The sequence below is a fragment of the Allofrancisella guangzhouensis genome (genome assembly GCF_000815225.1).
Taxonomy (GTDB): Bacteria; Pseudomonadota; Gammaproteobacteria; order Francisellales; family Francisellaceae; genus Francisella; species Francisella guangzhouensis.
Window position 1 is genome coordinate 344007 of the sequence record NZ_CP010427.1, and the last position, 22584, is coordinate 366590.

A 22584-nucleotide genomic window follows, 5' to 3' on the forward strand; every position below is an offset into this window, starting at 1 on the left:
AACTATTCTCAAAATACTCATTTACTACGTGTAAACTGCGCTTTTTCGAATATTCTTGCCTTGTTACCACCCATCTAATTCCAGCTTGCAACAGCCCCTTAATTGTTATCGTAACATATTTAAATATAATTTAGAAAAGAAATTTTTATAAAAATAGGTTAAGAGCATTTAGTGTTACAACTAGAACAACCTGTTAAATTTGCTACAAATTTTATTTTGCTTGATAGGTATTTCATTAGCAAGATTAATGCTAAAGTGTAAAGGGTAGCTAGTCCTATGTATATTGAGGAGCTAATAGGATGAAGCGTTATGTTAATAAGCTGATAGACAACCACTGCTGCAACATAAGCAATTGAAGCGCTCCAAAATACAGACAAAATGGCCCAACCTCGAGTTGATTCTCTGACCATGGCACCAACTACAGATATGCATGGAATATATAGTAATACAAATAGCAAGTAGGCAAAAGCAGCTGACAAAGAACCAAATTTAGCGACCATATTTCCCATAGCACCTTTATCCATATTTGCATCAGCTTTACTTGCTTCTATAGGGTTTAGCAAAGTAGCTAGATCTATGGCTTTGATGTTATCTACAGTCGCATCCCATGACTCTTTTAAACTATCTGTAAAACTAAATTCTTCTGGTATCCCTGAGTTATTATCTTGTGTGTAAATAGTGTTTAATGTTCCCACTACAACTTCTTTAGCTAAAGTCCCTGTTATTAAACCAACAGTAGCTGGCCAGTTATCATCACTAATACCCATAGGGTTCAAAATAGGAGTGATTTTTTTGCCGACATATTCTAAAGCTGTAGTTTTATTATTTATAGTAATACTATTTAAGCTTCCAACAATTATTGCTACAGGAACAATCACTTTACCAGCTCTAATTAAGAAAGACTTTAGTCTATTCCAGCTATATAACATTACAGTTTTAAAAGATGGGGCATGATAATTAGGCATATCTAATATAAATGGGGCCGTATCGCCTTTTAAAAAAGTAAATTTGATAATGTATCCTGTAACAATAGCTCCTACAATACCGGTTAAATACAATAAAAATATAATAGTAGCGCCATTGTTAGGAAAAAATGCTGTAGCAAATACAGAAAATATAGCTAGTCTTGCTCCACAAGACATAAATGGAGACATCATAATAGTCATTAAACGATCCTTGCGAGTCTCTAAAGTTCTAGCAGCCATAATAGAAGCAACATTACAACCAAAACCTACTATTAATGGAACAAAAGCTTTACCAGATAAACCAATAGACTGCATAAATCTATCCATTACAAAAGCTGCTCGAGACATGTATCCAGAATCTTCTAATATAGATAAGAATATAAATAAGAAACCTATTTGAGGGATAAAGCCAAGCACAGTATTTATACCAGTTCCTAAACCATTGGCTAAAATTCCTGTCAAAGGTAACGGTAAACCAATCATATTTGCATAATATGCTAATCCATCAACAAAAATAGCATGGGATAGATCATCAAACATTGGTTGGATTGCACCACCTAATGTGATTGAAAATAAAAACATTAAATACATCATAAACAGAAATACTGGTACACCAAGATACTTATTCATGCATACAGCATCTAAGGCTTTAGTGACATTAAATTTTGGGACTTTTTTAGTTTCAATTGTTTCTTTAATAATATCAGCTACAGCTTTATATCTAGCTTTAGCTAAATCATTATCTATAAGTAAGTTATCTTCTACAAAATCTTCTAGAAGTTTGACTTGTTCATCATTAATTTCTTGAGAAAGTTGAACTGACCTGTTGTCAAATAACTCAGTTGCTAACCATAAATTTCCAAGCTTATTTTCTCTTAGTGAGCTGATTTTTTGCTCAAGTTCAAAGACTGGTTGAGGGTAATACTTCTTTAAATCAAAGTGTGGTTGAGGTTGTTCTTTAGCAAGTAATTCTTTTAAATCTTTTATACCAATATTTTTTGAACCAACTATAGGTAAAACTTTACAACCTAATGTTTTTTCTAGAGTATCATAATGGATTATAAGCCCTTTTTTACTAGCAACATCTACCATGTTAACAGCTAGTATAATAGGTAACCCTAGTTCAATAAGTTGAGTAGTTAAATAAAGGCTTCTATTTAAGTTAGAAGCATCAACTACATTTATGATAGCATTAGGTTTTTCATTGACTACAAATGAATATGCTATTTGTTCATCGATAGAGCTTTCATCTGATACCGCTAGTGAGTAAATTCCCGGTATATCGACAATTTCAACTTTTCTATTAGCTACTTCATAAAAACCAGTTTTTTTATCAACAGTTACACCAGACCAATTTCCAACTTTTTGATTAAGACCCGTAAGAGCATTAAAAATCGTTGTTTTTCCGCAATTAGGGTTACCGACTAAAGCGTATTTCATAGGTTTATTCTCGGGTAAATTACAGGGATATGCGCAGATTATATCAAAACTATACTAAATTAGTATAGCTTATTAATTAAATAATTCCTCTTTATAAAACTTAAGTTCAGCTATCGACTCTTGGATATCATCTAGAGCCTTATGAGTATTTTTTTTCACAAAACATTTAGGTTTACCCCAATACTCATTTAGTAGTTTTATACTAGTCACATCTAGTACACGATAGTGACAGTAGTCATCAATCTTTGGCATGTATTTAGCTAAAAATCTTCGGTCTTGCCAAATAGAATTACCACACAAAGGAGAACTTTGATATGGAACATAGGTCTTTATAAATTCCAAAATCTTTTGTTCTGCTTGCTCTAAGTTTACTTTGCTTTCTTTAACACGCTGAGTAAGACCTGTTTGGGTATGAGTTTTAATACACCATTCATTCATACTTGCCAAAATATTATCTGGCTGATATATAGCTATTGGTTCTATTTCAGCAATAATCTCTAGGTTTTTATTTGTAATAATAGTTGCGATTTCTATAATTTGACACTGCTCAACGTCAAGCCCTGTCATTTCTAGATCTAACCAAATTAGGTTATCTGTTGATTGCATGTTTATTTACTCTTTAACCCTAGATACATAAGTTGAAGTTCTAGTATCAACTTTGATAATCTCACCAGTTTGCACAAACAATGGTACTCTAACGACAGCGCCAGTAGATAAAGTCGCTGGCTTACCACCAGTGCCAGCGGTGTCACCCTTTAGACCAGGGTCAGTTTCTACTATCTCAAGATTGACAAAATTAGGTGGAATAACAGATATTGGTTGACCATTAAATAGTATGATTTGATATCCGTCTTGGTCTTTTAACCATTTTTTTGTATCTCCTAGGCTTTCTTCAGAGACCATATATTGTTCGAATGTTTCAGGGTGCATAAACACGTAGCTATCACCATCGAAGTACGAATAAATAGCAGTTAGTTCTTCAACATCAGCTGCCCCTACAGATTCTCCTGATTTAAAAGTTTTTTCGATCACTCTATCGTTAATTAGGTTTTTTAACTTAACTCTGTTAAAAGCTTGGCCTTTACCAGGTTTCACAAACTCATTTTCAACAATCACCATCGGGTTGCCATCTATAAGAATTTTTAGCCCCCCTTTAAACTCATTTGTATTATAACTTGCCATTATTTTAATCCTTAAAATCTTATTTTTACTAATTCCAACATTCTACTGGGATTTTGTTTATAATACCACCATTGACTTCAAGCTTAATAGTTGAGCATGGCGTATCTGTACTTTGTGAACCTGCAGCTGTCGCTGTGAGCATATAGTTTACATTAGAGCATTCTGCTTCTTGTGAGCAGTACGATAAGGTATAGTAACTATTTTGAGTATTTGTATGCCAAAAACTATTTATGTCACTACCAGAAGGAAATGTTCCATTACGAATTTCAAAGTTATCAGCAGCATTCGCTGCTGATAGAAGTTCAGAGGTTGCTTCACTTCGATGACTTTTTAGAACATAGTTATTATAGGCAGGTATGCCAATAGCTGCTAAGATAGCTATTATGGCTATTACGACCATTAATTCAACCAGTGAAAAACCTTGATTTTTTAACATTTTCATCCTTTTAATAAATTTGAGGTTCGCCATTTGGTCTGGTTCTATACCGTCTGTGTTGCCATAAGTATTGTTCAGGATACTTCCTTATAGCATCTTCTAAGAACTTGTTTGTCATTTCGGCATCTTTGTAAGCATCACCAGTGAACTTAAATGGCTCTCCAGTATATATTTTGTATTTCTTTAAACACGTTTCACGAACGTAATAAGCTGGTATTACAACAGCTCCAGTTTTTTCTGCTAACCATGGTGTAACAGTTAAAGTTGAGCATGCCTTACCAAAAAAAGGTGCAAACACTGAGTTCTCAACACCAGAGCTTTCCAAACCAAAATCTTGGTCTGGAGCATACCACATGGAGTAACCTTTTTTCAAACTTCTGATAACAGATATAAAATTTTTGCTATCAAGACACTTATAAAGATTTTTTTCACGATATTTTTTAATTAGTTCCTCTATCAGATCGTTACCATTCTTTTGGTACATAACAGTAAAAGGAGGGAATTGTTCCCCCATATATCTACCAATTATTTCTATACAGTGAAAATGAAAACCAAGAACTATAAGTTTTTGGTTTGGGTCATCATGATATTTTTGAAATCTTTCTAGTGATTTTTCTTCCCATATGAAATATATTTTTTTAAACCTCTTTTTAGATAAAAACCAGGCAGCCGCAGTTTCAGCGCCAGATAGCACCATAGAATAGTAACTTTTGTTAGCAAGCTTTTTAATTTCTTTTAGAGATTTTTCTGGAAAAGCTATTTTGAGGTTTTCTTGCGCAATAATATTTCTGCTTTGCAAGAAAGGTTTAATTGAGAAACCTATAGCTAAGACTATAAATTTATGACTCCACAAAGGGAGTTTTGAACCGATATTCATTATACTCAAAATTATGAGCACCCCCCAGTTTTTGGGTTTAATAAAATTTTTATTCATTAATATTCTTATACTTAGCAGTCTTTAGTGTAGATTTTAACATATAGCTTAAAAAAATAATAAGGCTTAATAAATTTTTTCTTCCCCTGTTGGTCTGGTTTTGTAACGTCTATGTTGCCATAAGTATTGTTCAGGATACTTTCTTATAGCATCTTCTAAGAACTTGTTTGTCATTTCGGCATCTTTATAAGCATCTCCTGTAAAATTAAGAGGCTCACCTGCAAATATGGTATACCCTGATAAATTTTTCTTTCTTACATAGTATGCAGGAATTACAACGGCTCCAGTTTTCTCAGCTAGCCAAGGAGTAATTGTAAGAGTAGAGCATAATTTCCCAAAAAATGGTGCAAACACTATATGTTCTTTAAAGTCTTGGTCTGGAGCGTACCATAATGAAACTCTTCTTTTTAAACTTTTAATAACAGAAACGATATTCTTTCTTTGAAAACATTCTTGAACGTACTTTTTCCTTGATGATGTGATAACATGCTCCATTACAGGGTTACCGTGTATTTGGTACATTACTGTAAAAGGCTTATAAGTTTGACCAATATACCTACCTATTATCTCTAAACAATGAAAATGAAAACCTAGTACTATTACAGCTTTCTTCTTGTCAAAATGGGCTTTCTCGAAAAAAGAAATATCTGTTTCAAATGGGATTTTATTAAACTTCTTTTTAGACATAAACCAAGCTATTAAGCTTTCAAACCCAGCCATGCAGGCTGATTTATAGCTATCGTTAGCAAGTTTTTTAATTTCCTTATCTGATTTTTCAGGAAAAGCTATTTTAAGATTCGTAATAGCTATTTGTTGTCTTTTTTTAGCTAGAGGTTTTGCCACAAAACCTACACCAATAGCTAGATGCATCAAAGTTTTATAAGGTAGAACGTTTACAACAACTTTAGAAAACCCTATTATAATCCATAACCCCCAGTATTTAGGGGCAAGTAAAGATTTATTCATTTTTGTATCTTTTATTTCTTATGCGTTGCTTGGTAGTGTCTTGTAATAAACCATTGTTGTAAAATACTGATTAAGTTGTTTGTTAACCAGTATAGCACTAGTCCAGAAGGGAACGATGCAAATAAGAAAGTAAAAATTACAGGTAAAAACATCATCACTTTAGCTTGCATAGGGTCTGCTGGAGCAGGAGATAATTTTTGTTGTAAGAACATTGATAGACCCATTAAAACTGGTAATACAAAATAAGGGTCTTTTATAGACAAATCATGTATCCATAATATAAAAGGAGCTTGTCTTAATTCTACGGATTCTAATAGTACCCAATATAGAGCAATAAAGATAGGGATCTGTACAAGCATAGGTAAGCAACCACTTAGAGGGTTTACTTTTTCCTCTTTATATAGCTCCATCATTTTTTTACCTAGCTTTTGACGGTCATCTTTGTACATTTCTTGAAGACGCTTAACTCTAGGCTGGAGCATTCTCATTTTTGCCATAGAACGATAGCTTTTTGCAGAAAGTGGATAGAATATAGCTTTAATAAGTATAGTGACTAAAATGATAGCTAGTCCCCAGTTACTTACTAGAGAATAAATATGAAACATCACCCAAAATATTATTTCAGAGAAAAATGATAGCATACCATAATCAAGAGTTTTCTCTAGGTTAGGAGCTAGATCTACTAAGTTATCTTTGATGATAGGGCCAGAGTATAGTATAGAGGATATATTCTGTGTTTGGTTTGGCTGTATCGTTACAGCAGTATATTCACCGGCTTCAAAAACATTTTGGTTAATGTTTTTATAGTATATTATTGAGTTTTGAGACTGTGGAATCCATGCACTTACAAAATAGTGTTGTAATAAAGCAACCCAGCCTTGTCCAACATCATTAACCAAAGTTGGTTTACCATTGGATTTTGAGATGTCTTTAAAAGATTCTTTTTTAAATTTATCTTGAGAAGTAGAGTAAGCAACGCCTGTAAAAGTATAGCTATGTGCATTTAGTAAACTAAAGCTATCTCCAGAAGGGTCAAAATCTCTAACTAAGGAGTTATCCGCTATTATGTTAACAGTATCAGAAGATATATTAGTGATATTCTGATCTATAGAAATATTATACATATCATCATCAAATGTATAAGTTCTAGTTATTTCTAAGCCATCAGTCTTAGCAAAAAGAGTAAGAACTTGTCTATTACCTTCTTTATTAATGCCCTTATTTTCAAAAATTATTGATAAAGGTTTTTTACCAATAACAATTGTACTTTTAGCTACGTATTCAGAACCTTTTTGCTCAGTCAGTAAGCTCATAGGTGTTTTATCTTCTAAGCTAATAGAGTAGTTTTTAAGTGAAGCTGAGATTATTGATCCATTAAGTAGGCTAACCTTTAAATCCTTGAAAACATTAGTATTTATAGTAACACTTTTAGCGTTATCATATTGTGAGAAATCAGTTTTTGTAGATAAAGTACTGCTTACACTAGCTTGAGAAGAGTCGCTATTAGTTGGGTTGACAGTTGTTTCGGTATAGTGATTGGTTTTTGTATCGGTTGTAGTAGTTTGTGAGTTATTATCACTAGGTGGGAAAGTTTGTTCCCATTTACCCATAAGAGAAACAAACATTATTGCTATTGTAACTAATAACAGTATTCTTATATGATTAGATTTCATTTTAGTTTTAAACCTTCTTTTTGCTAGGAACTGGATCGAAGTATTCTCGTTTAGACAAAGGATGGCATCTAGCGAGTCTACAAATACTTAAATACAATCCTTTTAGTATACCATGAGTTTCTAAAGCTTCTAGAGCATATTGTGAGCATGTGGGGATATAGCGGCATCTAGCAGGAATCAAGGGGCTAATAAAATAGCGATAAAACTTTATAAAAGCTATAAAAGGAGTTTTTGCTATTTTTCTAAAAATTGGTGGAATTTTTCTATAGACTGCCACAAATCTTCCTTAGTAGCTTCTGCTGCTTGTTTCTTGCCCAATACAATCAAGCTTTTATTATTAAGAAGTCCTTTGTGTTGACGAAAGTACTCTTTAATAAGCCGCCTACAAAGATTCCTTTTGGTAGCTTTTTTGATATTTTTTTTAGCCAATATCACACATAAACCGGGCTCATTAGAGCTACGTTGACTTATTAGGAACGTAAAGTTTGAAGAGTGTAATTTCGCTTGTACTTTGTCAAAAGCTTGCTGGATCTCATTTTTATTAAGTATATTTTGTTTTGATAAACAAAATTTATGCCGCAAGCTTAGCTCTACCTTTAGCTCTTCTATTATTAATAGCTTTTCTGCCACTTAGAGTTTTCATACGAGCACGAAAACCATGGGTTCTTTTTCTTTTTAAGTTTGAAGGTTGGAACGTTCTTTTCATTTTAATATCCTCTTTATAATTTTAAAATTTATTCTTGACATATCACAGAAATAGTTTCGATATTGTATAGAAAAAGACTCATTTAGTCAATTACTAAGTTTACAGAGTCTTTAAGGCAGGTAATAAATCTAATGAGCTTAGAGCTTGTAAAGTTATTATCAAAACTGCAATTGCAACAATTATGCTTGTGATGGTTGATGTATAAAATATGGCTTTGCGTTTTTTATAATTAATAACCCATAACATTGCTACAGGTAAGGCTACTTGGAGTATAGCTACAAAAACACTAGCGTAGCCTAAAGCTGCTTTAAAACCTTCAGGGTAGGCAATAGCATACACATAAGCCGGTAGAAAAGTAATAACAAAAGCTAATATTTTATGATTGTGTGAGTTTGCAGAAAGTTTATAAGTACTACGACTAAAGTCAAAAAGTCCAAGGGCAACTCCAAGGAAAGAAGTAGCTAAAGCAAAAAAACCAAATAAAAAAGAGATTGATGATATATAGCCTGAATGATTGCTAAAGTGACTTATTATTGTAGAGGTTATTTCCCCAGATTGTTTTCCTAATATACCATCTGCTGTTTCAACAGGTATAGAGCCAAGAGTAGCAAATATCCATAGTAGATAGACTATTAAAGGAATGGTACTTCCTAGCATAATAGCTTGACGTAAGGATTTTTTATCAGATTTTACATATGTTCTAAGTGTTGGGATTATGTGATGAAACCCAAAAGAGGTTAATAAGATGGGAAAACAAGCCCATATAAAGTTGGGATTTTTTATTGAGTAATTTAGTTGGTCTGCAGAAACATGTGGTAATAAAACTATCACTAATAAAAAAAACGCTAAAAGCTTACCAGCAAGCATTATTTTGTTTACATGATCTACTATTCTAGTACTTTTGTAAATAAATAGTCCAAGAACTAAAATAAATATTATACTAGTGATTTTCACCGGCAAGATAAAGCCAATACTTGAAAGAGAAGCTGTTATTAATAGACCTCCACCGACAGTATAAGCAGCAACTAATGAATATAACAAAAGTATATAGCAAACCCATACTATACACACTCCTACAGGTCCGAGGGTTTGGTGGGTCATTTCTATAAAATTTGCACCTTCTTCCATCTTTAAATTAACTTCCGCTAAAACTATGGCGGTAAAAGTCATTAAAGCCCATATAGAGATTATCAGTATAGAGCCTATAAAAAATCCACAACTAGCCACAGTTGTGGGAATTGCTAGCATACCAGCACCAATACAAGTGCCAGAGATGATCATAGCAGCGCCAAATTTTCTAGATAAAATCATACTCAAATCTTAATTAGTTATTAAGCATTATAAAGTTATTTAGAGCGTTAGTTTAGCTTACATAATCATTAGTAAGGCTATGCTTTGCTTATAGTAATATCTCTTATATACTTGCTAACTATGTTTGTTAAAAAAGCTTATAATATAATTATTATAACTTATCTGAAAGCTTTATTTCTATAAAAAAATGACTACATATAATAAAATTCAGCAAGCTTTAGTGGAGCTAAATCTTAGCGCTAATGATAAACAAATTAATCTTTGGATTGAATATCTTAAGCTGCTTGAGAAGTGGAACAAAGTATATAGTATGACTGCTATAAAAACATTTGATGATATGCTTGAAAAACATTTGTTTGATAGCTTATCAGTAGCTAAATATATAAAAGGCTCAACAACTGTAGATGTTGGCACAGGCGGTGGGTTGCCAGGAGTGGTTTTGGCAATTATGTACCCAGAGCATAAATTTACTTTAGTAGATAGTGTTGGTAAAAAAATAATGTTCTTAAAAAACGCCAAAAAAACGTTAGGGTTGGTAAATATAGAACCAATAAATATAAGAATAGAAGCTTTAACAGGTACATTTGATAATATTATTTCTAGGGCTTTTAGCGATGTAGAAACTTTTTATGAGCTATGTAAGCATTTTTTAAATGTTGATAATCAAATGTTAGCTATGAAAGGGGCTGATTGTGAAGAACAAAACCTGGTTAAACTACCACTTAAAGTGTCACAGTATGAAATAAAAGTACCCTTTCTAAATGCAAAAAGAAACCTAATCGTGATGAGAAAATAAATTATGGTCGACAAAGAGTTTATCAAAAATTCTTATGAAAAAATTTTATCTCAACTTAATGGTAAAGCTAAGCTTTTAGCGGTAAGCAAGTATCAATCTGTAGAAAAAATAAAATATTTAAGTTCATTGGGACAAGTTAATTTTGGTGAAAATTATTTCCAGGAGTTGGAGCAGAAAGCTCTGGAATTACCAAATTTAAATTGGCATTTTATTGGAACACTGCAATCAAATAAGATAAAAAAAATAGTAAAATACGCAAACGTTATCGAAAGTGTTGAGAGGATTGAGCATCTTGAAAAGATAAGTTTATGTGCGATTAAGCAGAATAAGCAAATAAAAACCTTTTTGCAAATAAACATAGATGATGATCCAAACAAAGGTGGATTTGGCGCTAGCGAAAATGAAGAGGTTTTAAATTGTATAAACTATTCTAAAAGCCTAAAAAATATTAAAGTAGTAGGTTTGATGTGTTTGCCAGCCAAGTATGCTGATCCTAAGCAAAGTTTTATAAAAATGCAACAGCTCTTTGATAGGGTAAATTCACCTTTATCTACCGAAGATAAACTGCTTGAATTGTCAATGGGAATGAGTGCCGACTATAATGTGGCATTAGAATATGGTAGTACAGAGATTAGAGTTGGAAGTGCTTTATTTGGGGATAGAGTTAAGAGTTGAATCAAATTTTTTAAAGGCATTATTATCATCCCATCTCCTTTAATTCTAGCTTACAACAGTCTCTTAAGGTAAGTAAGGGTAATAGCGATGAATTCTTTTATTTTGGGTTGGATAAATTTTTATGGACAATAATTGGTTTGACATTCAAAAATTTATATTTTACTATAATAGAAATTTAATTAATAATTATTTTTTAAAATTATTATTTTAATTTATAGGGTTATAATAAATATGGGTAGTGAGGAGAAAACGATAATTATTTCCTTTAAAGGGACAGGGGTTAACTCTAGCAGAGGTTATACAGATGATGCCGATTTTGAAGTGCTAATAGGAAGTAAAAGAAATATAGAGGTTTACTCTGTTGACGGTTGTGGTCAAACGTTTAAGGACGTTTTATTCCCCGATTTAAGCAAAACCGCAGAGTATCTATCCTTACAGTTGTTTCCAGAAGCCGATACGCAAGGAAAAATAGCTAAGCGCCAAGCAAAATATCAAAAACATGTTGACCCTGGAAAAAATGCTAAAAGGCTTTTTCAGAACGAATTTCCAAAACATGTATCTCCAAAACTGCCATCTTTGTCAGGAGAAAAAATAGAGAAATGTAAATCTCTAGTGTTGGTAGGATTTAGTAGGGGCTGTTTTACAGCAATACTTTTTGCTAACGAATTAAGTAAAAAGCCAAAAGGTAAAGAAATACTTGAGAAAACATATTTATTTGCGTTTGACCCTGTCCCTGGGAATCTCTCTTCATGTATACCATATACTATAGCAAGTAAATCAAACGTATTAAAAAATTTGCCTCTTCGTTTTGTTATGTATGGGATTGGCAATTATGTAAGTTGGAAGCCTGGGTTTGATAGATACCTTCCTCCAACTTCAACTTATACCGAAAAAGATGTGCTAATATGTACTAGCAAAGACCATGAGAGTGTGCCAAAATGGGACATATTTGGGCGTTACCTTGACGGGATATTAGCATCTGATTTAACCGTTAAAAACAGCTATGTTGTAGATAAGGAGTTGCAACAAAAAAGAATTTTGGTTCGAAACCTCCATGGTGAAATTGGGATTAAGCATCATATGATTTGTAATTGCCCTATTCAACAGCTAAATATTAACCCTCTAAGGCTTAGAGGAAATGTGAAATTTATAGACCTTTGTAAGTTATATAAATTAGTTGACAATATACTTTTAAATATGAATTCTTTCTTAACTGTGTATCCCCCGGCAAAATTTGTCAGTTTAGATAAGATCCGTCGTGATATATATAGTGAAATAAATACAATACTTAAAACTCAAACTCTTCATACACGGTCGTATGATTCTATCTATATAAAAAACATATTTAACAAAATAGAAAGCGTATCTAAAATAGCTCGATATGCCAGCAATAGTAAAGATCCAAAAAGTTATCAAATTATACAGTCTTTATTAGAGGCTCCTATGTATAGTGATTTTAAAAATTATCTTTCAACTAACTAACCTATTGATGATTTTTAAACTCTAATCTTAAGCTTGTTCTTATTCATGTTAGTAAAGCGAGGTGGCTAATTACACGTAGCTTTTTATTTTAGATAAATATTATATACCCTAGCTATCAAAAACTTTATATAGTAGAATTTTCATCATAGTTAAGTTGCTTTTGTATCTATTTATGACTTCTTTAGAAAAGATAAATAACTATTTTGAAAATAGTATTCAAGCAAAGATAGAGACAGCTAATGTTTTACCACCAGCGATTGCTCAAGCAGCAAAAGCTATGGTTTCGTGTTTGGAAAATAGTGGCAAGATACTTGTTTGTGGAAATGGTGGCTCAGCTTCTATAGCTCAACTTTTTTCATCTAAGTTATTAAGTCATTTTGAGTTGGAAAGACCACCTTTACCAGTGGTGGCTTTGACTGCAGATAGTTCCACAATTACAGCTATTGGAGGTACCTATGGCTTTGATGAGATTTTCTCTAAACAGATTGCAGCTTTAGGTGATGAGGGGGACATTTTGCTGGTTATTTCAACAACTGGCAATTCGGCAAATATTTTAAAAGCTATGGAGGAAGCACATGATTTGGGTATGCAAGTGATAGCATTAACAGGTGCAAATGGTGGAATTTTACAAGGCGTTTATGGTTTGCAAGATATTGAATTGAGAGTTCCTTCGGAAAATATTGCAAATATTCATGAAAATCATCTTCTTATAATACATTGTTTATGCGATATCATTGACCAAAGACTTTTTGCTGGTTTAGAAGATTAGAAAATGTGTTACAGAATGTATATATTGGCTATTTTGATGTTATCTATTACGCTAGGAGGGTGTGGTTTAATCACACCTTATACAGCGCCAGTGCCACAAGGAAAAGTGATTAAGGATAAGAAGCTTTTTGAAGTCAAACCAAATATGACAAAAGCAGAGATTAAATACATATTAGGCTCTCCAGATATTATAGATACCTTTAACCCAAACCAGTTTATATACGTTAATACGTATAAAGCACATATGCAAGATAAAAATTTTGATGAATCTAGACTTATACTAACTTTTAATAATCAAGATAAACTAGTAGGAATATCAGGAAACTATGCTCCACCAACTAAGGATCCTGTGTTCTAAAAATTTTTAGGCTTGCACCAAGCTCTTTATTTGCTAAGAAAGCAAACAGATGGCTTGAGAAGTCAAAAGTTAATTAACTTTAATTGCATAAAACTTTAGAAGCTGGTTTTGGACGTGCTTAGGTGATGTGTATGTATCGCTTCTAAAACTTATGATTAAGCAGCTATAGAGAGAGCTTTTATTTTGGCACTTAGACGAGATTTATGTCTAGCGGCCTTATTTTTGTGAATTAAGCCCTTTGTAGCATATTTATCTAGAAGAGGAACAGCTTTTGCAAAGTTTTCTTTTGCAGCTTCAACGTCACCTTTCTCTATTGCATAAGCAGTTTTCTTTAAAAAAGTTCTCATTACTGAACGACGAGCAACGTTGTGTTTGCGATTGTTTTCAGTTTGTACAATTCTTTTTTTTGCTTGTTTTGAATTAGCCAACTTTATTTCTCCAATTAATTTTTAAATTTTAAACTTTATATAATTTGGTTTCTCCTAAGGTGGATATGCGAAGAAACATCAATGTATAATTTAATAGCTAAAGTATTTTGCATATATTATCTTTTTTTGTCAATAAAAATTAAAAGATTATTCTCTGGTCGGGGCATTTTTTTACAACTTGAGCTTGTTGGTATGACTTTTCTAAGGTTTTATGGCAAATATGGAGTTGTTTTACTATTATGGGTCTGTTGTAAGCTAAAATTATATGGCTCTAGCCATGTAAAAACTTTTCCAAAATGCTCATTTACCATAGCATTTTTTGAATATTTTTCATTTAATACTGGTGAATCGTTATTTTTTAATAACATAAATTAGCCTAGTCTTTACTGTGAATATTAGCGATAATATACTCCAATGTAAGAGCAAACTAAGATCTAAATGTCAAAACTAAATCCTTATTTTGGTGGGTTCGGTGGACAATTTGTACCACAGATATTGGTACCAGCCTTAAACCAGCTAGAACAAGAGTTTATAAAAGCTCAAAATGATGAAGCTTTTCAACAGCAGTTTAATGAGCTATTAAAAGAATATGCTGGTCGTCCTACAGCTTTAACTTTAACAAGAAATATAGTTAAACAAACAAAGACAAAACTATATTTGAAAAGGGAAGATTTACTGCATGGTGGAGCTCATAAAACTAATCAGGTTTTAGGTCAAGCTTTATTAGCAAAGCGAATGGGTAAAAAGGAAATAATTGCAGAAACAGGAGCAGGTCAGCATGGTGTTGCAACAGCTTTAGCTTGTGCTTTGCTTGATCTAAAGTGTCGAGTCTACATGGGTGCAAAAGATGTAGAGCGTCAAAGCCCAAACGTTTTTAGGATGAAACTAATGGGTGCGGAAGTTATACCTGTACATAGTGGTTCGGCTACATTAAAAGACGCTTGTAATGAAGCTTTAAGAGATTGGTCAGCTAATTATCAAAAAGCACATTATTTATTAGGTACTGCAGCAGGTCCTCATCCTTTTCCGACGATTGTAAGAGAGTTTCAAAGAATGATTGGCCAAGAAACTAAACAGCAAATCTTAGGAAAGGAGAATAAGCTCCCGGATGCTGTAATTGCTTGTGTTGGAGGCGGTTCAAATGCAATAGGCATGTTTGCTGATTTTATAGATGAAAAAGAAGTCAAACTTATAGGTGTTGAGCCAGCTGGCAAAGGTATCGAAACAGGTGAGCATGGAGCTCCATTAAAGCATGGTAAGCTAGGAATTTTCTTTGGAATGAAAGCACCACTAATGCAAGATGAAAATGGACAGATACAAGAATCTTACTCTATTTCAGCAGGTCTAGATTTTCCTTCTGTTGGACCACAACATGCATATTTACAGTCTATAGGTAGAGCTGAATATGTTTCTATTACAGATGATGAAGCTTTAGAAGCTTTTAAGTTATTGTCTAGAAAAGAAGGTATTATCCCTGCTTTAGAGTCTTCTCATGCTTTGGCTTATGCACTTAAGCTTGCTTTTGAGAACCCAGAAAAAGAGCAAGTACTAGTAGTTAATTTATCTGGTCGTGGCGATAAAGATATTTTTACAGTACATGATGTATTAAAGCAAAAGGGAGAAATATAATTATGGATAGATACACACAGTTATTCAAAGCTTTAGAAGCTAAAAAGCAAGGAGCTTTTATCCCATTTGTAACTATAGGAGACCCTAGTAAAGAGTTATCTTTAGAGATTATAGATACATTAGTTCAAGCTGGAGCAGACGCTTTAGAGTTGGGAATACCATTTTCAGATCCTTTAGCAGACGGCCCAACTATCCAAGAGGCAAATATTAGAGCATTAGATAATGGTATGACGCCAGATGATTGTTTTGATATTCTATCTAAAATCAGGCAAATGTATCCTGATGTACCGGTTGGATTACTTTTATATGCTAATCTTGTTTATGCAAATGGTATAGAGAATTTTTACAAAAAATGTTTAGATTCAGGAGTTGATTCTATACTAGTTGCCGATGTACCAGCTCATGAGTCTAAAGAGTTTTTAGATACTGCTAAAAAAGTTGGTATTTCTCAAATATTTATAGCACCCCCAGATGCTGATGATTATTTACTGCAGCAAATATCTGAAATAGGCAGTAGCTATACTTATTTATTGTCCAGGGTGGGCGTGACAGGTGCAGAAACAGCAGCCAATATGCCTGTAGAAAAAGTCCTTGCCAAGTTAAAACAATATAATGCCCCTAAGCCAATATTGGGTTTTGGTATTTCTAAGCCAGAACAAGTTTCTCAAGCTATACAAGCTGGCGCAGCTGGTGTGATATCTGGCTCTGCTACTGTTAAAATAATCCAAGAAAATTTAGGTAAAAAAGAGGACATGCTTAAAGAATTAAGTGTTTTTGTTAAACAGATGAAGGACGCTACAAGAAAATAACTAAGTTTTCTTTTTCTGTAGTTTTCTTCCTAAATTTTTCTCATCCTCTAGATTAAACATACCCTCATCTTCACCAACCATGAGATTTTTTATATCAACATCTGTTTCTTTTTTCTCAATAAGCTCTGCTCCTGTAGATTCAAAATAATTTTTTTTGAACCTATTCCAGTCTTTATCTGTTTGAAATAGATATTGGCAGGCTTCTTCTATAAAATGATTTTTATCTTTTATATCTGCCCACTTTAAATATTCTATTATTTCAGTAGCTACACATTCATCAATTTCGAAGTTTAGAGCTACTTTGTTTTCTTTTTCGACTCTCTTTTCTTTAGCCTTTATGATAGACATATGATCTCCTTTTAGTAAGATATTATGATTGTATTTTATCAAGTTAAAACATGTGTACAATCAAATGCACAAGGCAAATGAGGTTATCATCTGTCTAATTCCAGTTTGCAATAGCCCCATAATTTAATCATTATATTTCTCTTTTTAATTATAGAAAACAGTGTCTATAAATTTTTTAAGTCTGTGTGGGTTGCTTGTGTATAAATTTTTTGTTTTTGTAAAAAACATAAAAGAGTTGACCAACGTGATCCAGATATATAGTATTTCTTTTGTACTATATGTAATTATTTAGCTTTAGAACTATATTTAATTACATGTAACGCAATTATGAATTTCTGTATTTCTGCTAAACACAAAAGATGCTGGAAATATGTGTAAAGAAATGCCCTTAAATTTGGGTGTGCAAAGTAGCAACATAAAGTTATAAAATAAATTTTATATCAAAGTTTGTATGTGCTTTATGACTTGAAAAATGGTCGCATGACCGTAAATGAATAAAATGCATAAATAAGAAAGGAGGGTTATGGACATAAATAAGTTCACAATAAAGCTTAAAGAGGCTATATCTGAAGCTCAGTCTTATGCTTTTCAACAAAAAGCAACTGAGTTTGCACCAATACATATGTTAAAAGCCTTATTAGAGCAAAATGATAGTGTGACAGCAGTCATTTTGAGCGTGTGTGTGGTAGATTTACATCTTTTTAAGAAATCTATAAATGAAATGGTAGATGCAGTAGCTATATTAAAGGGGGAGGGTAATCCACAGGTTAAACCATCTAAAGATTTAATTACTATATTACAGAAAATGCAGACATTGGCAAATGAGAATAAAGATGAGTTTGTTTCAAGTGAATTATTTTTGCTAGCCTCTATAGAGGATAGAAGTTTGTCAGGTTTATACAATAAGTTTGGAATAACAAAAGACAAAATTACTAAGGCAATAAGTGAATATCGTGGAGGAGAAAGAGTGAGTAGTCAGAACCAAGAAGACATGAAAAGCGCATTAGACAAATATACCGTGGATTTAACGGAGCTTGCAAAAAAAGGTAAGATAGATCCTATCATTGGTAGAGATAGTGAAATTCGTAGGGCTATACAAGTATTACAACGCCGTACAAAAAATAATCCAGTACTTATAGGTGAGCCTGGGGTTGGTAAAACAGCTATTGTAGAAGGTTTAGCCCAGCGTATAGTAAATAATGAAGTTCCAGAAGGAGTTAAAGGTAAAAAAGTTTTATCTTTGGATATGGGTGCTTTGCTAGCTGGAGCAAAATTTAGAGGCGATTTTGAAGAGCGTCTAAAAGCTGTTTTAAAAGACTTATCTAAACAAGATGGTAATGTAATTTTATTTATAGATGAATTACACACTATGGTTGGTGCTGGTAAAGCCGAAGGCTCTATGGACGCTGGTAATATGCTTAAACCTGCTTTAGCTAGAGGTGAGTTAAAGTGTGTGGGTGCAACGACTTTAGATGAATATCGGGAGTATGTTGAGAAGGATCCAGCTCTAGAAAGAAGATTTCAAAAAGTTTTAGTAGAAGAACCTACAGTTGAAGATACTATAGCTATACTTCGTGGTTTGAAAGAAAGGTATGAATTGCATCATCGTGTTAATATCACAGATTCGGCTATAGTTGCTGCAGCTACTTTATCCCATAGATATATAACAGATAGACAACTACCTGATAAAGCTATTGATTTGGTTGATGAAGCAGGGAGCCAAATCCGTATGGAGATTGATTCTAAGCCAGAGAAGATGGAGCAACTTTATAGAAGAATTCTTCAATTAAAGATGCAACGTGAGCAGCTTAAAAAAGAAAAAGATGAAGCTACTAAGAAAAGATTAGAAATCCTTAAAGAAGAAATAAAGGGTTTGGAATTTGAATATAAAGGGTTAGAGGAAATCTGGAAATCTGAAAAGCTTAAGATGCAAGGAGCTAGCCAACTTAAAGAAAAACTTGAAAAAGCTAAATTTGAGCTAGAAAAATGTCAAAGAGCTGGTGATTTGAGTAAAATGGCTGAACTTCAGTACGGAAAGATACCTGAATTAGAAGCTCAGATTAAGCAAATAGAGCAAACAGAAGCAGGATCTACAGAAAATAAGCTTGTTAGAACTTCTGTAACAGAAAATGAAATAGCAGATGTAATTTCTAAAGCTACTGGTATACCTGTATCTAAGATGATGGAAGGAGAAAAAGAGAAACTTCTAAATATGGAAGAGTTCTTACATAAAAGAGTTATAGGCCAAGACCAAGCAATAAAAGCGGTGTCTAATGCTGTTAGAAGATCTAGATCTGGCTTATCTGATCCAAATAAGCCTATAGGTTCATTTATGTTTTTAGGCCCAACTGGGGTAGGTAAAACCGAGCTAACAAAAGCTTTGGCAGAATTCTTGTTTGATGACCAGGATGCAATGCTTAGAGTAGATATGTCTGAGTTTATGGAAAAACATACTGTTGCAAGATTGATAGGTGCACCTCCTGGATATGTTGGATATGAACAGGGTGGTTACTTAACAGAACATGTTAGAAGAAGACCTTATTCTGTAATCTTGCTGGATGAAGTAGAAAAAGCTCATGCAGATGTTTTTAATATACTACTACAAGTTCTAGATGACGGTCGTTTAACAGATGGTCAAGGCAGAACAGTAGACTTTAAAAACACTGTGATAGTTATGACTTCTAACCTTGGTTCGCATAGAATCCAAGAAATGCAAGGGCAAGACTATGAAACTGTAAAATCAGCTGTTATGGAGATGGTTTTAACCTACTTTAGACCAGAATTTGTGAATAGAGTTGATGATGCTATTGTCTTTGAGCCTTTAGATAAAGAAATGATAGCAGAAATAGCTAAGATACAAATTAAGCGTTTAGAAAAACGTTTAGCTGATCTAGAGATTGGTTTAGAAGTTACTCCTGAAGCTATGGATAAACTTGCAGAAGCTGGGTTTGATCCTGTATTTGGAGCAAGACCACTTAAAAGAGCTATCCAAAATAATTTAGAAAATCCTCTAGCTCTTAAATTACTAAATAGTGAGTTTAAAGCCGGTGAGAAGATAGTAGTTGGTGTAGATGCTGATAGTCTTATTTTCAGCAAATAAAACTAATCAAAGAAATAATCACCATTCTTTATAGTATAAAAAGCCTTTTCATTTATAAGAGGTATCTCATATTTGCTCCGATATTATAAAAGTATCTTAAAAAAATATCTTTACTTAACTAAAAACTTGATTATTTTTAATTTTTGTGTATATTATGTACTAGAAAATTATTTTATGCTTAGTTATGGCTTGCTTTAATATGGAGTATATCTCCTTTCTAGAAATGAAAAAAATTACTGTCCCAGAATGGTATAGTAATTTTTTAAAAAATAAAAATATGCAAATTTTCATAACTAATTCTAAAAATGTTACTGGCAATGACAAACTAATGTTCTTAACTTTTTCAGAATTTAGTGGTGAAATGGACGTTACCAAAGAATTGTATGCAGGCTTATTAGAAAGTTATGAAGAAAAATCTAGTTTTAAAGATAAAGATGCAGTATGCATTTATGCTATTTTAAATCAAGATCCTACTATTGTTATCGGTTTTGCACAAATCCTTTATGAAGCAGGTACGGTAAAATTAAAACACCTGGCTACTACAAATTCTGTTAAATATATAAAAAAATCGCATCTTTTAAGAAATAAATTTTATCTAATAGGGAGTTGTATGCTTACTGCGATATCGTTATATTCCTCATATTTAAGTAAGGATATACACTTTTTAGACGGTACACTTAATTACTACGATCAATTCATCCCTTATGGGCTTGTAAGGGTTAATGATACTAACAATTTTATTATCCCAAAAGATAAAATTATTCCGCCACAAGACTATTATGATAAAAAAGTAACTAAACTAGTTTACAGTAACCCTAGGTTACATATTATTGAACATTACATGAGTACTAGGTATTACATAAACCTTGTGAAAAAATATAATGAGGATTATATTACCAGTCCACAGTCTTTTAATAAATTTGGTTTTCAAAGTCAACCATCGCTTAATAAATATTTAGAACATCAAAAATATCAAATATTGAAAAATTACTTTAAAAGTTGGCGTGTAAAGGTAGAAGACTTTAAAAAAGTTCAATATTGCTTAACAACTTCAGTTGAATGTAGCAATAAAAACTGTAACCAATACATTCCTTTGCAACAAAATAAAAAAGTTGTTTTTTGCAGTAAGTGTCATACTCGTACTTACGTGAAATCACAGTTAACTTGAATGTTTTTATTATATACTTCAATAAAAAATATTCTACATAGCTCAAAAAGGCTTTAAAGAGATTTTTAGTAGCTTCCAGTATAATAACACTAGGTGTTTATCCTAATAACTATTATTAGTAAAAGTTTAGCAGATATGTTTGAGATGAAGAGAATTCATTTGGTAGTTTAGGGTATATTAGGTTAAAATCTACTCAGTTATTTATAATATGGGTTTAGGGGGTGTCCTCTTAGACTTATGATTCCTAAAGCAGCTTAACGAAGTATACTTTTTTGTGGCTTCCTTCATGAGAGTATTACCTATAAATTGCCTAATATAATAAGGTGTAACCAAATGAGCGATATATTTATAAGTTTTAATGGCGACTTGAAACCTACTATAACTGTTAATACTTCTACACACACATTTCCTTTTATTAATAAGGGAATGAATGTAACGGATAATGTATTTGTAAGTGAATTTAAAATAAAAAACCATTCTTCAGCTTCATTCACAGGTCCATTTATCAAATTCAATCCTACTGGTGGGATGGATGAAAAAAACAAAGAATTACTAATTAATCAACTCAAAAAAACGAAAATCAATGAAAAAACAAGAATTTATCTGGAAGCCCATGGGTCTTTAGATGATGACTTTCTAACGCAAAGAATATTGGCTATAAATAGCAAACAAACTGCTTATTATGAAAACAATAAGATTACAGCCAAAGATATCGCAGAAATTTTATCTAAATCAACACAGGTTAGATCGGGATTGGGAGTATATGTAATCGCTTGTCATTCTGTTAGATTTGCCAGTGAACTAATAAAGGAGTTAGATAGTGCTGGTTTTAGAAAAATATATACAGTTGGATTTTGGTCAAAAACAATAATAGACAGTAATGACATTTCCACTATACAAAATAATGACCTTACCTTTAATATTCAATACAGTGAATGCGATGGTTATCACAATAAATTTGATAACAAAATCGCTTATTTTAATGAGCATTGTGAAGGACTAATAGAATCGGTTCCTTATGAAATATATAAGAAACACTATTTAAAAAATCAAATATCTCCTCCGCGTGAAGGAGATGTTTTGCTTAAATTATTACTGGAATTTAAACTCAATATAATTGATGTACTTTCAAAAATAAATAACATTGGCATAAATCATTTGAAAACAATATCAAAACTTACTGTTAGCGAAGGAAATAATTTTTTTAACTCACTTATTTTTATTTTTAAACAACTTGATTTAAATAAATTTTATCAAGGCTTGATATTGAAGTGTTTTAAAGATTTAACGACTGTATTAAATTCGCAACAAAAAAATAATTTCCTTTTATTCAAAAAAATCGCACATAGTACAAATGATAAATATATTGTTTCATATTTAGACCAAATGATATTTACTTAAATAGATTAA

Annotated in this window: 24 protein-coding genes; 10 read left to right on the forward strand and 14 right to left on the reverse strand. The window is 32.3% G+C overall.

Translation table 11 applies throughout. From position 1 onward, the window contains the following. Positions 1-158: 158 nt before the first annotated feature. The 11 genes from feoB to SD28_RS01625 all read right to left on the reverse strand — a co-directional run bounded on the left by feoB (position 159) and on the right by SD28_RS01625 (position 9613). Positions 159-2405 (reverse strand): Fe(2+) transporter permease subunit FeoB, encoded by a 2247-nt coding sequence (gene feoB, locus SD28_RS01580; RefSeq protein ID WP_039123395.1) that lies wholly within the window; start codon positions 2403-2405, stop codon positions 159-161. A 72-nt stretch (positions 2406-2477) separates the two neighbouring features. Beyond that, on the reverse strand, positions 2478-3011 hold the full coding sequence (gene orn / locus SD28_RS01585; protein ID WP_039123396.1) for an oligoribonuclease: 534 nt from the start codon (positions 3009-3011) through the stop codon (positions 2478-2480). Between the two features lie 6 nt (positions 3012-3017). Next, a complete protein-coding gene (gene efp / locus SD28_RS01590; RefSeq protein ID WP_039123397.1) occupies positions 3018-3587 on the reverse strand; it encodes an elongation factor P in 570 nt (189 codons plus the stop codon). 28 nt (positions 3588-3615) lie between these two features. Beyond that, positions 3616-4023, reverse strand: a complete 408-nt coding sequence (locus tag SD28_RS01595; RefSeq protein ID WP_096334696.1) for a type IV pilin protein — start codon at positions 4021-4023, stop codon at positions 3616-3618. Between the two features lie 10 nt (positions 4024-4033). Beyond that, a complete protein-coding gene (locus SD28_RS01600) occupies positions 4034-4957 on the reverse strand; it encodes a lysophospholipid acyltransferase family protein (RefSeq protein WP_039123400.1) in 924 nt (307 codons plus the stop codon). Positions 4958-5023: 66 nt separating this feature from the next. Beyond that, positions 5024-5923, reverse strand: a complete 900-nt coding sequence (locus SD28_RS01605; RefSeq protein WP_039123401.1) for a lysophospholipid acyltransferase family protein — start codon at positions 5921-5923, stop codon at positions 5024-5026. Positions 5924-5934: 11 nt separating this feature from the next. Continuing rightward, positions 5935-7596, reverse strand: coding sequence for a membrane protein insertase YidC (gene yidC / locus SD28_RS01610; RefSeq protein WP_039123402.1), 1662 nt, complete (start codon positions 7594-7596; stop codon positions 5935-5937). A 7-nt stretch (positions 7597-7603) separates the two neighbouring features. Beyond that, entirely contained in the window at positions 7604-7873 is a 270-nt protein-coding gene (yidD, locus tag SD28_RS07905; protein WP_084593804.1) for a membrane protein insertion efficiency factor YidD, read from the reverse strand. Beyond that, the gene (rnpA, locus tag SD28_RS01615) at positions 7831-8178 is read right to left on the reverse strand and encodes a ribonuclease P protein component (RefSeq protein WP_039123403.1); all 348 of its coding nucleotides are present in this window, start codon (positions 8176-8178) and stop codon (positions 7831-7833) included. Before rnpA ends, yidD begins: the two co-directional genes overlap by 43 nt. After that, the gene (gene rpmH / locus SD28_RS01620) at positions 8168-8302 is read right to left on the reverse strand and encodes a 50S ribosomal protein L34 (protein ID WP_035720651.1); all 135 of its coding nucleotides are present in this window, start codon (positions 8300-8302) and stop codon (positions 8168-8170) included. Before rpmH ends, rnpA begins: the two co-directional genes overlap by 11 nt. Positions 8303-8401: 99 nt before the next feature. After that, positions 8402-9613: an amino acid permease gene (locus SD28_RS01625; RefSeq protein ID WP_039123405.1), complete on the reverse strand. Its 1212-nt coding sequence runs from the start codon at positions 9611-9613 to the stop codon at positions 8402-8404. 187 nt (positions 9614-9800) lie between these two features. Here SD28_RS01625 and rsmG point away from each other — a divergent pair, with 187 nt between their 5' ends. From rsmG to SD28_RS01650, 5 genes are all read left to right on the forward strand, one after another. Beyond that, positions 9801-10409 carry a 16S rRNA (guanine(527)-N(7))-methyltransferase RsmG gene (gene rsmG / locus SD28_RS01630; RefSeq protein ID WP_039123406.1) on the forward strand — a complete coding sequence of 203 codons (609 nt, stop codon included), beginning with the start codon at positions 9801-9803 and terminating at the stop codon, positions 10407-10409. A 3-nt stretch (positions 10410-10412) separates the two neighbouring features. Next, complete coding sequence (locus SD28_RS01635; RefSeq protein ID WP_039123407.1) at positions 10413-11084, forward strand: YggS family pyridoxal phosphate-dependent enzyme; 672 nt, start codon at positions 10413-10415, stop codon at positions 11082-11084. Positions 11085-11315: 231 nt separating this feature from the next. Further along, entirely contained in the window at positions 11316-12566 is a 1251-nt protein-coding gene (locus SD28_RS01640) for a hypothetical protein (protein ID WP_039123409.1), read from the forward strand. Positions 12567-12738: 172 nt separating this feature from the next. Then, on the forward strand, positions 12739-13335 hold the full coding sequence (locus SD28_RS01645) for a D-sedoheptulose-7-phosphate isomerase (RefSeq protein ID WP_039123410.1): 597 nt from the start codon (positions 12739-12741) through the stop codon (positions 13333-13335). 3 nt (positions 13336-13338) lie between these two features. Beyond that, entirely contained in the window at positions 13339-13692 is a 354-nt protein-coding gene (locus SD28_RS01650; protein WP_039123411.1) for an outer membrane protein assembly factor BamE, read from the forward strand. A 155-nt stretch (positions 13693-13847) separates the two neighbouring features. On the opposite strand, the gene rpsT is transcribed toward SD28_RS01650, so the two are convergent. Both rpsT and SD28_RS08045 read right to left on the reverse strand, forming a co-directional pair. After that, complete coding sequence (gene rpsT, locus SD28_RS01655) at positions 13848-14120, reverse strand: 30S ribosomal protein S20 (RefSeq protein ID WP_039123412.1); 273 nt, start codon at positions 14118-14120, stop codon at positions 13848-13850. Positions 14121-14329: 209 nt separating this feature from the next. Then, positions 14330-14488 carry a hypothetical protein gene (locus SD28_RS08045; RefSeq protein WP_157698614.1) on the reverse strand — a complete coding sequence of 53 codons (159 nt, stop codon included), beginning with the start codon at positions 14486-14488 and terminating at the stop codon, positions 14330-14332. Positions 14489-14558: 70 nt separating this feature from the next. Here SD28_RS08045 and trpB point away from each other — a divergent pair, with 70 nt between their 5' ends. Beyond that, positions 14559-15749 (forward strand): tryptophan synthase subunit beta, encoded by a 1191-nt coding sequence (trpB, locus tag SD28_RS01660; protein ID WP_039123413.1) that lies wholly within the window; start codon positions 14559-14561, stop codon positions 15747-15749. Continuing rightward, positions 15749-16558: a tryptophan synthase subunit alpha gene (gene trpA, locus SD28_RS01665; RefSeq protein ID WP_096334697.1), complete on the forward strand. Its 810-nt coding sequence runs from the start codon at positions 15749-15751 to the stop codon at positions 16556-16558. Before trpB ends, trpA begins: the two co-directional genes overlap by 1 nt. On the opposite strand, the gene SD28_RS01670 is transcribed toward trpA, so the two are convergent. After that, positions 16559-16906 carry a hypothetical protein gene (locus SD28_RS01670; RefSeq protein ID WP_039123415.1) on the reverse strand — a complete coding sequence of 116 codons (348 nt, stop codon included), beginning with the start codon at positions 16904-16906 and terminating at the stop codon, positions 16559-16561. A gap of 523 nt (positions 16907-17429) precedes the next feature. Between SD28_RS01670 and clpB the strand changes: the two genes are divergently transcribed. The 3 genes from clpB to SD28_RS01685 all read left to right on the forward strand — a co-directional run bounded on the left by clpB (position 17430) and on the right by SD28_RS01685 (position 22575). Next, positions 17430-20006, forward strand: a complete 2577-nt coding sequence (gene clpB / locus SD28_RS01675; protein WP_039123417.1) for an ATP-dependent chaperone ClpB — start codon at positions 17430-17432, stop codon at positions 20004-20006. A gap of 223 nt (positions 20007-20229) precedes the next feature. Beyond that, complete coding sequence (locus SD28_RS01680; RefSeq protein WP_157698615.1) at positions 20230-21174, forward strand: IBR domain-containing protein; 945 nt, start codon at positions 20230-20232, stop codon at positions 21172-21174. Positions 21175-21507: 333 nt separating this feature from the next. Further along, positions 21508-22575 carry a hypothetical protein gene (locus SD28_RS01685; protein ID WP_039123419.1) on the forward strand — a complete coding sequence of 356 codons (1068 nt, stop codon included), beginning with the start codon at positions 21508-21510 and terminating at the stop codon, positions 22573-22575. Positions 22576-22584: the final 9 nt, after the last annotated feature.

Coding starts and splice junctions, on each gene's coding strand:
- SD28_RS01635 (WP_039123407.1), top strand. CDS start 10,413: ATGGTCGACAAAGAGTTTATCAAAAATTCTTATGAAAAAATTTTATCT.
- yidC (WP_039123402.1), bottom strand. CDS start 7,596: ATGAAATCTAATCATATAAGAATACTGTTATTAGTTACAATAGCAATA.
- SD28_RS01595 (WP_096334696.1), bottom strand. CDS start 4,023: ATGTTAAAAAATCAAGGTTTTTCACTGGTTGAATTAATGGTCGTAATA.
- clpB (WP_039123417.1), top strand. CDS start 17,430: ATGGACATAAATAAGTTCACAATAAAGCTTAAAGAGGCTATATCTGAA.
- trpB (WP_039123413.1), top strand. CDS start 14,559: ATGTCAAAACTAAATCCTTATTTTGGTGGGTTCGGTGGACAATTTGTA.
- feoB (WP_039123395.1), bottom strand. CDS start 2,405: ATGAAATACGCTTTAGTCGGTAACCCTAATTGCGGAAAAACAACGATT.
- SD28_RS01605 (WP_039123401.1), bottom strand. CDS start 5,923: ATGAATAAATCTTTACTTGCCCCTAAATACTGGGGGTTATGGATTATA.
- rpmH (WP_035720651.1), bottom strand. CDS start 8,302: ATGAAAAGAACGTTCCAACCTTCAAACTTAAAAAGAAAAAGAACCCAT.
- SD28_RS08045 (WP_157698614.1), bottom strand. CDS start 14,488: ATGTTATTAAAAAATAACGATTCACCAGTATTAAATGAAAAATATTCA.
- SD28_RS01685 (WP_039123419.1), top strand. CDS start 21,508: ATGAGCGATATATTTATAAGTTTTAATGGCGACTTGAAACCTACTATA.
- rsmG (WP_039123406.1), top strand. CDS start 9,801: ATGACTACATATAATAAAATTCAGCAAGCTTTAGTGGAGCTAAATCTT.
- SD28_RS01680 (WP_157698615.1), top strand. CDS start 20,230: ATGAAAAAAATTACTGTCCCAGAATGGTATAGTAATTTTTTAAAAAAT.
- SD28_RS01625 (WP_039123405.1), bottom strand. CDS start 9,613: ATGATTTTATCTAGAAAATTTGGCGCTGCTATGATCATCTCTGGCACT.
- SD28_RS01670 (WP_039123415.1), bottom strand. CDS start 16,906: ATGTCTATCATAAAGGCTAAAGAAAAGAGAGTCGAAAAAGAAAACAAA.
- SD28_RS01650 (WP_039123411.1), top strand. CDS start 13,339: ATGTGTTACAGAATGTATATATTGGCTATTTTGATGTTATCTATTACG.
- SD28_RS01645 (WP_039123410.1), top strand. CDS start 12,739: ATGACTTCTTTAGAAAAGATAAATAACTATTTTGAAAATAGTATTCAA.
- efp (WP_039123397.1), bottom strand. CDS start 3,587: ATGGCAAGTTATAATACAAATGAGTTTAAAGGGGGGCTAAAAATTCTT.
- SD28_RS01600 (WP_039123400.1), bottom strand. CDS start 4,957: ATGAATAAAAATTTTATTAAACCCAAAAACTGGGGGGTGCTCATAATT.
- SD28_RS01640 (WP_039123409.1), top strand. CDS start 11,316: ATGGGTAGTGAGGAGAAAACGATAATTATTTCCTTTAAAGGGACAGGG.
- orn (WP_039123396.1), bottom strand. CDS start 3,011: ATGCAATCAACAGATAACCTAATTTGGTTAGATCTAGAAATGACAGGG.